The sequence below is a fragment of the Sutterella wadsworthensis 2_1_59BFAA genome (assembly GCF_000297775.1).
In the GTDB taxonomy this organism is placed as follows: Bacteria; Pseudomonadota; Gammaproteobacteria; order Burkholderiales; family Burkholderiaceae_F; genus Sutterella; species Sutterella wadsworthensis_A.
In genome coordinates this window covers 365,104-378,003 of the sequence record NZ_JH815513.1, presented here as the reverse complement: position 1 = coordinate 378,003, position 12,900 = coordinate 365,104, and the positions used below count along the sequence as shown (strand labels likewise).

At 64.1% G+C, this 12,900-nt stretch carries 13 protein-coding genes; 1 reads left to right on the top strand and 12 read right to left on the bottom strand.

The genetic code is table 11. The features are described 5' to 3' along the window. Window positions 1-18: 18 nt before the first annotated feature. A complete protein-coding gene (gene ndk / locus HMPREF9465_RS01720; protein WP_005433485.1) occupies window positions 19-444 on the bottom strand; it encodes a nucleoside-diphosphate kinase in 426 nt (141 codons plus the stop codon). A 271-nt stretch (window positions 445-715) separates the two neighbouring features. On the opposite strand from ndk, the gene HMPREF9465_RS01715 reads away from it, so the two are divergent. Further along, window positions 716-1,321: a hypothetical protein gene (locus HMPREF9465_RS01715; protein WP_005433483.1), complete on the top strand. Its 606-nt coding sequence runs from the start codon at window positions 716-718 to the stop codon at window positions 1,319-1,321. 134 nt (window positions 1,322-1,455) lie between these two features. Here the strand turns inward: HMPREF9465_RS01715 and HMPREF9465_RS01710 are convergent, their stop codons facing one another. From HMPREF9465_RS01710 to HMPREF9465_RS01660, 11 genes are all read right to left on the bottom strand, one after another. Further along, entirely contained in the window at window positions 1,456-2,211 is a 756-nt protein-coding gene (locus HMPREF9465_RS01710) for a GntR family transcriptional regulator (protein WP_005433482.1), read from the bottom strand. Between the two features lie 259 nt (window positions 2,212-2,470). Continuing rightward, a complete protein-coding gene (rlmD, locus tag HMPREF9465_RS01705) occupies window positions 2,471-3,925 on the bottom strand; it encodes a 23S rRNA (uracil(1939)-C(5))-methyltransferase RlmD (protein ID WP_005433481.1) in 1,455 nt (484 codons plus the stop codon). 145 nt (window positions 3,926-4,070) lie between these two features. Continuing rightward, entirely contained in the window at window positions 4,071-5,015 is a 945-nt protein-coding gene (locus HMPREF9465_RS01700) for a M23 family metallopeptidase (RefSeq protein WP_005433480.1), read from the bottom strand. A 54-nt stretch (window positions 5,016-5,069) separates the two neighbouring features. Further along, entirely contained in the window at window positions 5,070-5,825 is a 756-nt protein-coding gene (surE, locus tag HMPREF9465_RS01695) for a 5'/3'-nucleotidase SurE (protein ID WP_005433477.1), read from the bottom strand. Between the two features lie 103 nt (window positions 5,826-5,928). After that, complete coding sequence (gene phoR / locus HMPREF9465_RS01690) at window positions 5,929-7,182, bottom strand: phosphate regulon sensor histidine kinase PhoR (protein ID WP_005433475.1); 1,254 nt, start codon at window positions 7,180-7,182, stop codon at window positions 5,929-5,931. A gap of 77 nt (window positions 7,183-7,259) precedes the next feature. Then, on the bottom strand, window positions 7,260-7,982 hold the full coding sequence (locus tag HMPREF9465_RS01685) for a response regulator (RefSeq protein WP_005433474.1): 723 nt from the start codon (window positions 7,980-7,982) through the stop codon (window positions 7,260-7,262). 31 nt (window positions 7,983-8,013) lie between these two features. Then, window positions 8,014-8,727 (bottom strand): phosphate signaling complex protein PhoU, encoded by a 714-nt coding sequence (gene phoU / locus HMPREF9465_RS01680; RefSeq protein ID WP_005433473.1) that lies wholly within the window; start codon window positions 8,725-8,727, stop codon window positions 8,014-8,016. Between the two features lie 19 nt (window positions 8,728-8,746). Beyond that, the gene (gene pstB / locus HMPREF9465_RS01675) at window positions 8,747-9,550 is read right to left on the bottom strand and encodes a phosphate ABC transporter ATP-binding protein PstB (RefSeq protein WP_005433472.1); all 804 of its coding nucleotides are present in this window, start codon (window positions 9,548-9,550) and stop codon (window positions 8,747-8,749) included. Window positions 9,551-9,594: 44 nt separating this feature from the next. Then, window positions 9,595-10,449, bottom strand: a complete 855-nt coding sequence (gene pstA, locus HMPREF9465_RS01670; protein WP_005433471.1) for a phosphate ABC transporter permease PstA — start codon at window positions 10,447-10,449, stop codon at window positions 9,595-9,597. Continuing rightward, entirely contained in the window at window positions 10,449-11,330 is an 882-nt protein-coding gene (gene pstC / locus HMPREF9465_RS01665) for a phosphate ABC transporter permease subunit PstC (RefSeq protein WP_005433470.1), read from the bottom strand. The genes pstA and pstC overlap by 1 nt, the downstream gene beginning before the upstream one ends. Before the next feature lie 122 nt (window positions 11,331-11,452). Continuing rightward, window positions 11,453-12,286, bottom strand: a complete 834-nt coding sequence (locus HMPREF9465_RS01660; RefSeq protein ID WP_038006263.1) for a PstS family phosphate ABC transporter substrate-binding protein — start codon at window positions 12,284-12,286, stop codon at window positions 11,453-11,455. Between the last annotated feature and the right edge of the window lie 614 nt (window positions 12,287-12,900).

The following is a 12,900-nucleotide window of genomic DNA, read 5'->3' as shown; positions in this document are numbered from 1 at the left end:
CACTGTGTTCGCAGCGGATTAGCGGCTGTGAATGGAGAGAGCCGGGAAGAAGTAGGCGATTTCGACGGCGGCCGTTTCCGGAGCGTCGGAGCCGTGAACGGCGTTGGCGTCGATGCTTTCAGCGAAGTCGGCGCGGATCGTGCCGGCAGCGGCCTTCTTCGGGTCCGTGGCACCCATGAGCTCACGGTTCTTGAGAATGGCGCCTTCGCCTTCGAGAACCTGGATCATGACCGGGCCGGACGTCATGAAGGAGACGAGATCCTTGAAGAAGGGACGTTCCTTGTGAACAGCGTAGAAGCCTTCGGCTTCAGCCTGGGAAAGCTGACGCATCTGGGCGGCGACGATCTTGAGGCCGTTCGTTTCGAAACGGGAGTAGATCTTGCCGATGACGTTCTTGGCAACGGCGTCCGGCTTGATGATGGAGAGGGTGCGTTCAATAGCCATTTTGTTCTCTCAGAGAAAATGCCCGGAAAAGGCTCCGGGACGTGGAAAAACCGACAAAAGGGAGCGGTTGTGCTCCCTTTCGTACTGAACTGATGATTTTAGCACGAGGCCGCGCAATCACTCCCCGGGGCACACGCCTTTTTCTTTTGGCTACAACCCGATCAGGGTTAGTTTCCGTTTCTCACCGCGTGCGAGTCATGGCAGAATTGCACCTGTTGAGAAATCTCCCCTGCACGGAGGTTTCCGGCACACCCATTTCGGATTCCAGCTCATGTCCTCCAAAAACCAAGAAAAGAACGACACGCCCGTCAATCGTCCCGTCGACAAGATCTTTGCGGAAAACCTCGGCTACACCTTCGGCGGCTGCGTGCGAGACCTCTCCGGCTCGCTCTTCAACAAGGAGGTGGCCAAGGCCGCCGGCGTGAGCCTGTGCCCGATTCCGCTTCTAGGCGGCGAGGAGAAGCGCCGCTTCAAGGCCTTCTGGGCGGCCAACCTTCAGGCCGTCGCCATGAGGACCGCCGTCGAGAACCTCCCCTCCTATGCCGACGAGAAGCTTCTGAAGAAGACGCTCTTCCAGATGCAGACCTTCGTCGACCAAGCCCTCGGACGTCCGCTCTTCTCGAAGCTCTCCCCCGAGGATCTCGACCGCTACAGCACGATCCGCTCGCGCATGACGCAGGCGGCCCTCACGCCCGGCGCCGACAAGGAGTCCATGGCCCGCACCTTCCTCGCGCTCGTTCACGGCACCGCACCCGACTCCGTCCCCGATTCCCGCGTGAGCGACACCGCCGGCCACATCGGCATGTCCATGGGCCTCTTCAAGCGCCTGCTCGACATCTCGCTCAACTCTCCGAACTCCTGGGTTCGCGCCAAGTGACGCCATCCCGCGCAAGGTGAATGCCCAGGCGCCTGACGGGCGGCTCGATCGAGCCGCCTTTTTTGCGCCCGCCAAAAACGGGGCGCAGGCGTCGCCATGCCGCCTGCGCCCCTCTTTCTTTTCCGGGACGAGTCCTACTTGCCGCCCTTTTCAGCCTTCTCGGCCTTCTCGGACTTTTCCGTCTTTTCGGCCTTCTTCAGCTCGGCGCGCTTCGGGAACACGAGTCCGAAGAGATCCTCGAGCTCGGCCACGACCTTCTTGCGGCGCCCCTTCATCAGCTCTTTGAGAACACCGCGACAGACGGCGGCGAGCTCGGCGGGATCGAGCCTCAGGTCATAGGCCTCGCGGCGGGCGGCCTGCCTGACGGCAAGGCTCACGCAGAGCGCGGTGTAGCGGTTGCCGTCGACAGCTGCGAGTCCCGTCAGGAAGTCGAAGACGGCGCTGCGGCGCTCGGCAGGCGTGCGTGCGGCGCCCACGGTCTCGACGAGGGTCTCAAGACCCGCGAGCTTCTCGGGGTCGACCTTGTCCATGATGACGGGCACGAGGCCGCAGACAAGATCGGAGACGGCGTCCTCGAACTCCTCGGCGGGCAGCCCCGCGACGCTCAGAAGACGATCGGCGCGGTCGGCAAGCTCCTCGGGCGTGACGCTCCTCACGGTGGAGCCGCCGTGCTTGACGCGCTCGAGCACGCCCGCCTGATTAAGGGCCTCGATCGCCTTGCGAACCTTGTAGCGGGTGACGCCGAAACGCTCGGCAAGCTGCGCCTCGCTCTCAAGCTTGAATCCGGGCTTGGCGAAGCATTCGAACATGTAGGCGTCGAACGCCTCCCTGAAGGCCGCATCGGCTGCGCGGCGGGCCTGCGCCCTTTCTCTGACTGCGGCTCTGGTCATGATTGTTCCTCCTTGCATGACGGGCTTTGTTCGCCCATTGTAACCCTCCCGTTGAGCATATTTCGACTTAACATGAGCGTTTTTTGATCCTGCCGTGAAAGGCCTCAGGAAAACATCGTGTTCGATGAGCCGGAATGCGAAAAAAACGCCGCGACGCGATGGCGTCCGGCGCTTTTTTCGACATTTTCGACTCCTTCGACTCTTGGATAGTCTCGTTCCCCGAGCCCGCATCAGCGGGACGGGACGGAGCCGTCTGAGGTTACTGCGGCAGGTTCATCTTGACGTCGTCGTCACCCGAGGCGGCGATGCGGCGCTCGATGGCCTCGGCCTCCTCGGACTTCTTCTCGGGCCTGGGACCCGGCTCGAGCACGGCGATGGACTCGACGTGGCCCGTGTGCGGGAACATGTTCATGATGCCGGCTGCGCGGATGTGCCAGCCGCCCTCATGATGAAGGATGGCGCAGTCGCGTGCGAGCGTCGCGGGGTTGCAGGAGACATAGACGATACGGGCGGGACGCTTGTCGGTGGCGGCGAGCACGCGGGAGAGCGCCAGGGCGCCTTCGCGCGGCGGGTCGATGAGGACGCGGTCGATGCCGCCCATCTTCTTCCAGAGGGCCTCCCAGTCCTGGTCGCACCACGTGAAGAGGTTGCGGGCCACGAAGTCGGTCTTCTCGGCGAGGCCGTTGTCGGCGGCGCCCTGACGGGCGCGGGCGACGAGCGCGTCGGAGCCCTCGATGCCGGTCACGTGCGAAGCGCACGTGGCGAGCGGGAGCGTGAAGTTGCCCAGACCGCAGAAGAAGTCGGCGACCTTGTGCTCGGGTTCCACGCCGAGCAGGCGAACGGCGCGGCTCACCATGGTCTCGTTGAGCTCATGGTTGACCTGCGTGAAGTCGGTCGGCTTGAAGTTGATGCGAACGCCGAACTCGGGAAGCTGGAGGCCGAGCGCGTTGATGTTGGCGGGATCGACCGGGTGGGCGGAGTCCGGACCCTTGGGCTGGAGCCAGATGTCGGCCTTGTGCTCGGCGCCGAAGGCGTTGAGCAGGGCCATGTCCCCATCGGTCGGCTCCTCGAGCGTGCGGAAGACGAGGGCCGTGCGTCCGTTGCCGCCGACGGCGACCTCGATCTGCGGCATGCGCTGGCGGATAGAGAGCTTGGAAACGAGCTCGCGCATCGGCATGATCATGTCGGAGACGTTCTTCGTGAGGATGTGGCAGCCCGTCATTTCGGCGACGTAGGAGGAGGACTTCTCATGGAAGCCGACGAGCACGCCGCCCTTCTTGGCGACGTCGCGGACCGTCAGGCGGGCGCGGTGACGGTAGTTCCAGAACGGACCGTAGATCGGCGTGATGATCTGTTCGGGACGAACGCGGCCGATGTGCCAGAGCGTGTCGATGAGCGTGCGCTCCTTGTAAGCGACCTGGGCGCGTGGCTCAAGGTGCTGCATGGCGCAGCCGCCGCAGCTGCCGGGACCGTGGCCGAACTTGGGGCAACGGGGCTCGACGCGCTGAACGCTCTCGCGGTGAACCTGGGCGACGCGGCCGATCTCGAAGCTGGTCTTGTTGCGGATGCGCTCGTAGGTGACGAGCTCGCCCGGAAGGGCGCCCTCGATGAAGACGACCTTGCCGTCGTGATGACCCACGCCGCGGCCTTCCTGGTCGAGGCGCTCCACCTCGACGGTGAAGTATTCGGGGGTTTTCTCTCTGCGTCGTGCCATGACTCTTGACTCTCTATGTAAAACGGGGATCCCTGGGCGGCCGACTTCATCCGGCCGTCCTCAAAAATTCAGGTAGGAGACTTTACCAAAAAGAAGAGCGCCTGGCGGTGAAGCCGGCGCTCTTTTTTGACTGACTCTCCGAGGATCAGCGCTTGTTGAGGTACTTGAGCGGATCGACGCACTTGCCGGTCTCGCGGACCTCGAACCTCAGCGTGTCGCCCTTGAGGTCGGCGATCTTCTGGCCCGACTTGATCTTCGAGCCCTGGGAGACCGCCACGTTCTCAAGGCCGCCGTAGGCGGTGATGAGCGTCGGGCTGTGCTTGACGACGGCGAGCGTGCCCGAGTAGCCCTTGAGCGTGCCCACCCAGATGACTTCTCCCTGCATGGCCGCGACGACCACGTCGCCCTGCGTGCCCGCGATCTCAAGACCGAAGGTGTTCTTCGCGAAGTCGCTCTTGATCTTGCCCCTCACGGGCCAGATCATGCGCTGGCCCGGCGTGACGGCGTTGAGCTTCTGCTGGGCCTGGGACTTGGCCGCTTCGGCCTGGGTGCGGACCTTCTCGGCGGCAGCTTCGGCCTCGGCCTTCTTGCGGGCGGCTTCGGCGGCGTCAGCGGATGCAACCGACGAGGTGGCGGTCGTTTCACCCGCAACGGGCACCGTCTCGGCATTGCGGATCGGCGCAGTCTCAAGCACGGTGTCGTTCGTCACACGGTTGACGCGGACCTGCGGATTGCCCGTGTAGGCGCGGGGCGCGTTGACGGAGGCGGGAAGCCTCAGGACCTGCCCCAGACGCAGCTGCGTCGGATCGGTGATGGCGTTGAGCTGCTGGAGCTGTTCGGCGGAGAGGCCGTAGCGCACGGAGATGTTGTAGATGGTGTCGCCCACGGCCACCGTGTGGGTGCGGCCGGAGTCGACGATGCCGCCCGGCAGCAGGCTCGGCGTCTGGACGGGCGCGGTCGCGGCGCCGTCGCTGTAGGTGGAGTGGTCGACGACCGTAGCCGGGCCCATGTCCACGGAGGAGCAGCCCGACAGGAAGGCCGCGGCGGCGGCCGCGACGGAGATCGACAGAATGCGTACGGTTTTGTTCATGTCCTTGAACCTTCTTTCCTTTCCGTTCTATCCCTTGAATGTGCCTTGCGGATCTCAGACGGCGGGGCCGTCCATCCAGCCTCGGACCGTCGGGACCTGCTTGTAGTTCGTGAGGTCGACCTGCAGCGGCGTCACGGAGACATAGCCGTGGGAGGTCGCCCAGAAGTCCGTCCCCTCCTCTGCGTCGGCGGGCTTGCCCGCAGCGCCGAGCCAGTAGATCGGAAAGCCGCGCGGGCTCATCTCGCGGATGACGCTCTCGGCGCAGTTGCGCTTGCCCAGACGGGTGCCGCGGATGCCCTTGAGGGCCTCGACGGGCATGTTGGGCATGTTGACGTTGAGCAGAACGGCCCTTTCGTCCTCGCGGCTTTCAAGATAACGCTCGACGACGAGCTGCGCAATCTTCGCGGCGGAGTCGAGTTCGGCCCAGCCCTTGTCGATCTGCGAGAAGGCGATGGAGGGAACGCCGAAGAGGTAGCCCTCGATGGCCGCCGCGACCGTGCCCGAGTACATCGTGTCGTCGCCCATGTTGGCGCCGCAGTTGATGCCTGAGACGACGAGGTCGGGCTTCGGCAGAAGACCCGTGAGCGCGACGTGCACGCAGTCGGACGGCGTGCCCGAAAGCACGTATAGGCTGTCGCCGTCCTGATGCTCGACGGTGAGCGGACGGTTGAGCGTGAGCGAATTGGAGGCGCCGGAGTGGTTGTGGTCGGGCGCGACGACCGTCACGCGGCCGAAACGGCGCATGGCCTGCGCGAGCGCCTGAATGCCGGGCGCGCGGTAGCCGTCATCGTTGGAGACAAGAATGTGCATGGAAATCCTGCGGACTTCGGTGAATTGGATCGTCTGATTTTAGCCCATCGCGCCAGCAAGGGCGCGCCCGAACGGGCTCCGATCGCAGGATGCCGCGTCCGTTCTACAGATAGCGGCCCGAGAAGATCCTCTCCTCGGGGAACCTGAGCATGAACTTCGAGCCTTCGCCCGGAGTCGACTCGATGGAGAGCTCGCCTCCCGCACGCCGCATGACGTGCTTGACGATGGCCAGACCGAGGCCCGTGCCGCCCGTGTCCCTCGAGCGCCCCTTGTCGACGCGGTAGAAGCGTTCGGTGATGCGGGGCAGGTGCTCGGGCGGAATGCCGATGCCCGTGTCGGCAACCGTGAGGACGGCGCCCGTGCCCGTGCGCTTCCAGACCACCCTGATTCGGCCGCCTCTGGGCGTGTAGCGCACGGCGTTGGTGATGAGGTTGAGGACCGCGCTTCGGATCTCCTCGGGATGTCCGAGAAGCGAAAGGGGCTCGTGTGCGACCTCGAACTTGTGCTGCATCTTCGAGTAGGCCATGCCCTCGCGCACGGCGTCGTCGATGAGCGCGGACATGTCGATGAGCTCGGGCTGGTCTGTCCCCCGCTCGTCCCTGTTCTCGAGCTTCGAGAGCATCAGCAGGTCGTCCGTGAGGCGCTTCATGCGGGCCGTCTGGTCGCGCATGAGGGCGAGATGGCGCTTTCTGAGCTCGGGCGGCACGTCCATGTCCGCCAGATCGAGAAAGCCCGCGATGACGGTGAGCGGCGTGCGCAGCTCGTGGGAGACGTTGGCGACGAAGTCTCGGCGCATGTCGTCGACGCGGCGGCGTTCGGTGACGTCGTGCGTGACGATGATGGTGTGGCGCTCGTCGGGCGCGACGACGGCCGCATCGAGCAGCACGGAGCCGCCCGCGGTCTCAAGCGCATAATGGCGCGAGAAGTCGCGCGAACGCAGCCACGCGCAGAAGGCGGGCTGCGAGGCGATGAGCCTGTCGGTGAAGACGCTGCCGACGTCTTCGGACGTGATTCCCAGATGAACGCCCGCCATGGTATTGACCCATTCGATGACGCCGTCCTCGCCCTTGAGGATGACGACGCCCTCGGGCAAGAGCTCGAGCGTCTGGCGGTAGCGCGCGTCGCGCGCCTCGAGCCTTGCCTGCATGTAACGCTCCTCGTCCACGATGAGCTTGCCCGCGTACACGGCGAGAAGCGCGAAGAACGAGACGCCCATGCAGAAGAAGATCGCGGCCGTGCCTGCCGCGACGCTCAGCCACAGGACGGCCGAGACGAGCGCGACCAGAATGAGGCCCCCGACAATCAGAATGCCGAGGAACTGCGTGCGGCGTCCACGAGCCGACAGTGCTTCGGGCATGGTGTCTCCTTTCTCAATCCTGTGCATGGGCGCGTGCTCGATCGTGCGGGGCGGTCGGGATGCGTGCCTGCGGGAGGTCAGTCAAGCGGGCGGCAGCGGTAGCCGACACCCCTGACGGTTTCAATGAGGTTTTCCGCGGCCGTGCCAGCGAGCGCCTTGCGAAGACGAAGCATGTGCACGTCCACCGTGCGCTCGTCGACAAAGGAGTTGCCCCAGATGTTTTCAAGGAGCTGGCCGCGCGTGAAGACGCGTCCCGGACGGGAGGCGAACATCAGGAGCAGCCTGAACTCCTTGACGCTGAGCTTGAGGGGCATGCCGTCGGCCGTCGCCTCGAAGCGCGTCTCGTTCATGAGGAGCGGACCGCAGCGGACGATCTCCTCCTGGCGGTCGTCGGCGGGAGGCACTGCGGACTCGCGCGCCCTGCCCTCGGCGCTCGCGCGGCGAAGGACCGCGCGGATGCGGGCGGTGAGCTCCCTGGGCATGAAGGGCTTGACGACGTAGTCGTCGGCGCCTGCGTCCAGTCCCTCGACCCTGTCGGCCTCGTCGCCGCGGGCGGTGATCATCACGACGGGCACCGAGGCGCTGGCGGCGTCGGTGCGGACTTCGCGCAGGAAGTCGAACCCCGAGCCGTCAGGGAGCATCACGTCAAGCAGAATGAGGTCGAGTCCGCCCCGGCGCAGCGCTTCGCGCGCCTCGGCCAGGCTGGCGGCCTTGACGACCTCGTGGCCGTCTGTCTCGCAGATGAAGGCGAGGAGCTCGCGGATGGCGGTTTCGTCCTCGACGGTGAGCAGTTTTGCCATAGATGCCTTGTCGCAATTGTTGATGGGCGGATCAGCCTTCGGCAGAGCCGTTTCGGCAGGATTCCATTTTGCCAGTATAGAACTCGTGACGCACGTCCGCACCTTCCTCAATGTAGATGACGGCCTCGCAGACGTTCTTCACGTGGTCGCCCGTTCGTTCGAGCGAGCGGCCGATCCAAGTGAGCGCGATGGCGCCCTCGGTGGAGGACGGATCCTGCATCATGTGCACGATCAGGCTCCTGAGCGTCGTGCGATAGACGTCATCGACGAGCCTGTCGCGTGCGATGACCTCGCGGGCGAGGTTCGTGTCGAGTCGCGAGAGCGCGAGGATCGAGTCGTCGATCATGTGGGCGACCGTGTTGACGGCCATGATGATGGCGGAGCGGTTCTCAAGGAGAGAGTCGTCGAGTCCCTTGAGCTCTAGGACGCTGCCTGCCATGTTGCGGATTTCGTCACCCATGCGCTCGAAGTCGACGGAGACGCGGCTCATGCCGATGAGCGTGCGCAGGTCGCGGGCGGCAGGCTGGCGGCGGGCGAAGACGGATTCGATCTTCGCGTCGACGGAGACCTCGTAGCCGTTGACCTCGGCGTCGCGGGTCATGACGGAGCGGGCTTCGTCGGCGTCGAGCTTCTCGAGGGCGTCGGCCGCCTTGACGAGCTGCTCGCGCACGAGCCTGCCCATGGCGGTCACCTCGCCGAGGACCTCCTCGAGGTCGCGGTCGTAGCTTTTGACGATGTGGTTCATGATGTCGTTTCCTTTCGTTTTAGCCGAAGCGGCCGGTGATGTAGTCCTCGGTCGCCTTCTTCTGCGGACGGGTGAAGATGTCGGTCGTGGGACCGGTCTCGATCAGTTCGCCGAGGTAGAGGAAGGCCGTGTAGTCGGAGACGCGGGCGGCCTGCTGCATGGAGTGAGTGACGATGACGACCGTGTAGTCGTTCTTGAGCTCCTCAATGAGCTCCTCGATGCGGGCGGTCGAGATCGGGTCAAGGGCCGAGCACGGCTCGTCGAGCAGAAGGACCTCGGGCTTGACGGCAACGCCGCGGGCGATGCAAAGGCGCTGCTGCTGGCCGCCCGAGAGGCTCGTGCCGGGCTCGCGCAGCTTGTCCTTGACGTCGTTCCAGAGGGCGGCCTTCTTAAGGGCCCACTCGACGCGGTCGTCGAGCTCGGACTTCGCGACGTTCTCGCGCAAGCGGATGCCGTAGGCGATGTTGTCGTAGATGCTCATCGGGAACGGGGTCGGGCGCTGGAAGACCATGCCGACGCGGCTCCTGAGCGTGCAGTCGTCGATAGTGCCCGAGAGGATGTTGACGCCGTCGAGCATCAGCTCGCCTTCGGCGCGCTGGCCCGGATAGAGGGCGTACATGCGGTTGAAGGTGCGCAGGAGCGTCGACTTGCCGCAGCCCGACGGGCCGATGAAGGCCGTCACTCGGCCCTCGGGTATGGCGAGCGTGATGTGCTTGAGGGCATGGAACTTGCCGTACCACACGTTGAGGTCGTTCACCGCGATCTTCGTGGGAAGACCGTCAAGGTTCATCGCGGTCATGCTGTTCAGATCAATGCTGGTCATGTTCGTGTCTTTTCAAATTCGGTTCAATGTCGGCCGCATCCGTCTCAGCGGGAGCGGCGGCGTTCGCGCAGGATGATGGCGCCGAGGCTCATCAGGAAGACGAGCGCGACGAGGACGAGCGAGGTGCCGTACTGCAGGTGGCGGGTGCCCTCGATGTTCGTGCCGGAAGTGGCCATCACGTAGACGTGGTAGGGAAGCGCCATGACGGGCTCGAAGAGCGAGACGCCGTCCTTCTGAGTGAAGAAGACCGTGCCCGTGTACATCACGGCGGCGGTTTCACCTGCGGCTCGGGCGAGCGCGAGGATGGCACCCGTGAGGATGCCGGGGAGCGCGTTCGGCAGGATCACCTTCATGATCGTCTCGAAGCGCGTGGCGCCCAGGGCGAGCGAGGCTTCGCGCCAGTCCTGCGGGATCTGCTTGAGGGCCGTTTCCGTCGTATTGATGATGATCGGCAGGCTCAACACGGCAAGCGTGAGGATGCCGGAGAGAAGGCTCACGCCGAAGCCGCAGAAGACCACGAAGAACGTCAGGCCGAAGAGGCCGAAGATGATCGACGGAACACCCGCGAGGTTCGCGATCGAGAGGCGGATCACGGTGATGACGGGCGAGTCGAGGTTGTACTCGTTGAGGAACACGGCGCTCATGACGCCGAGCGGCAGCGCGATCACGAGGGCGCCTGCGGCGAGGAGGAACGTGCCCACGATGCAGGGCCAGATGCCGCCTTCGCTCATCATGTTGCGCGGGGCTTCGGTGAAGAACTCCCAGGTCATGGCGGGCATGGCGTTCCAGAAGATGACGCCGAGCATCGAGACGAGCGAGAGCACGCACACGAGGGCGGCGCCGCGCATCACCGTGAAGCCTGCGAGGCCGGAGAGATTGCGCATCTTGAGATCTTTCATCATGCGCTCCTGAGGGAGAGACGGCGCGTGAAGTACCACGCGGCGAGGTTGAAGGCGAAGGTGATCAGGAAGAGGAGCAGGCCCGCGGCGTAGAGCGCGTGGTAGTGCTCGCCGCCCACGGCGGCCTCAGCCATTTCGGCCGCAATGCCCGCCGTCATCGGACGGACCGGATCGAAGATGCTTTCGGGGATGATGCCCGCGCCGCCCGCCACCATCAGCACGACCATCGTTTCGCCGATGGCGCGCGAGAGGCCGAGCATGACGGAGGTGCCGATGCCGCCCATGGCCCAGCGAAGCTCGACGCGGCAGAGCGTCTCCCAGCGAGTGGCGCCAAGGGCGAGCGAGGCCTCGCGAAGCGCGCCCGGCACGTTCCTGAGCGCGTCCTCGGAAATCGAGGCGATCGTCGGGATGCACATGAAGGCGAGCATCAGGCCCGCGTTGAAGAGGTTGAGGCCGGTCGGGAGGTTGAACGTCTCCTGAAGCCACGGGGCGACGATCACCATGCCGATGAAGCCGATGACCACCGAGGGCAGCGCCGCCATCAGCTCGATGACGGGCTTGAGGATTCGGGCGGCCCAAGCGGGGACCGCGCAGTGAAGGGCCGCGGCGGTGAGCACGCCGAGCGGCACGGCGATGACGGCCGTGAGTACGGCAGCCGCAAAGGAGCCGACGATCATGGCGCCGAGACCGAAGACCGGCGGTTCGTCCGTCGGGTACCAGTCGGTCGTGAAGAGGAAGTCCCCGATGGGAACGTCCTTGAAGATCGGAAGGCCCTGTGCGAGCAGGAAGAGCACGATGGCCGTGAGCGCAAGCACGCTCACGCACGCCACAGTGCCCGAGGCCCTTCTGAACAGCGTGTCTGCTGATCTGTAGTTGAGCATGAGGGATCCTTGGAAAGGCTGGATCTTTTCTGGAGCAAAAGAAACGCCGGCCGAATCGAGGGCGATCGGCCGGCGTGCTTCAATCGGTTTTTCTGACCGCTTGCATCTCGCCGGTCAGGCAATTACTTGAGCGGAACGAAGCCGGACTTGGAGACGAACTGCTGGCCTTCGGCGGAGAGCGTGTAGTCGACGAGCTTCTTGGCGTCGCCCTGCGGCTGGCCGGAGGTGAAGAGGTAGAGTTCGCGGGAGATCGGCCACGTGCCGTCCTGAGCGGTCTTGGCACCGGGCTGGACGCCGTTCACGACGAGGCCCTTGATCTGGCTGTCGAGGTAGCCCACGCCGATGTAGCCAATGGCGTTCGGATTGCCGGCAACGGCCTGAACGACGCCGCCGGAGGAGCTCTGGAGGAGAGCGCGCTGGGACACGCGGGTCTTGCCCATGACGAGTTCCTGCCAGGATTCGAACGTGCCGGAGGAGGAGTCGCGGCCGACCACGACCACGGGAGCGTCGGCACCGCCGAGTTCCTTCCAGTTCTTGATCTTGCCGGCGAAGAGGTCGCGCAACTGCTCCATCGTAAGGGAGGCGACGGAGTTCTTCGGGGAGACGACAGGGATGATGGCGTCAAGGGCGACAGGGATCTTGACCGGATTGATGCCGTGGGCTTCGAAGTCCTTCTTTTCCTTGTCCTTGAGGTCGCGGCTCGACATGGCCACATCGGTCATCTTGTCGCGGAGCGCCTTGATGCCGTTGCCGGAACCCGTGCCGGAGATCGTCACGACAACGCCGGGGTTCTTCTGCATGAAGGCTTCGGAAACCTGCTGCATGACCGGAAGAACCGTCGTGGAGCCGTTGAGGTTGACCGTGCCGGCGGCAAACGTCGTACCGCAGGCGGCAAGGGCGGAGGCGGCGCAGACGAAGGTCACGACGCGGCGGCGGGAAAAGATGGTGTTCTGCATGATGAATAAGTGTTCCATTCAGTTTTAAAAGTCGTACAGGTGCTGTTCTCCTGTACGTGAACGCAGTATGAACACCCGGCTTGACGCCTCCGTGAACATTTCATGACGATTTCATGACACCCGAAACCCCGCCGCAGGGCCCCTTTTTGCTTAAAAGCACTTAAGAAACGTTCTCATTTATTGAGCGAGATCAAATCCCGAGTGATTTGGTCGGATTCTTATTCGGGGCTTAACCACCCCCGGTCCGAGTCGGGTTAGCATGTGTCACATGGAAAGGGACATCAGGGGTTCCAATCTCCTCCCCTTCGCTCTGCCAGAGGCCGGCAGCGCGATTGTTCCTCTTCCGGTCCTTTAGCGGAATCTGGTAGTTCCGCGCCCCTTCAACGCCCGACCGGCATTTGGTCGGGCGCTTTTTTTTGGTTCATCTCGGAAGTCCGTGGAACGCGGCCTTGACTTTTAAGAAAAAGTCTGGTCGGCTCCCTCCAAGGAAAAAAAAGTAGCGCTCACTCCAAATTTCAGGCAGATTCAAGTTACTAGAGAAGAACCGCGAAAAAAGGATGAGCGCTATGACCAATATTGTAGGGCAACTTTTCAAATCTCTCGATCCATGGCCC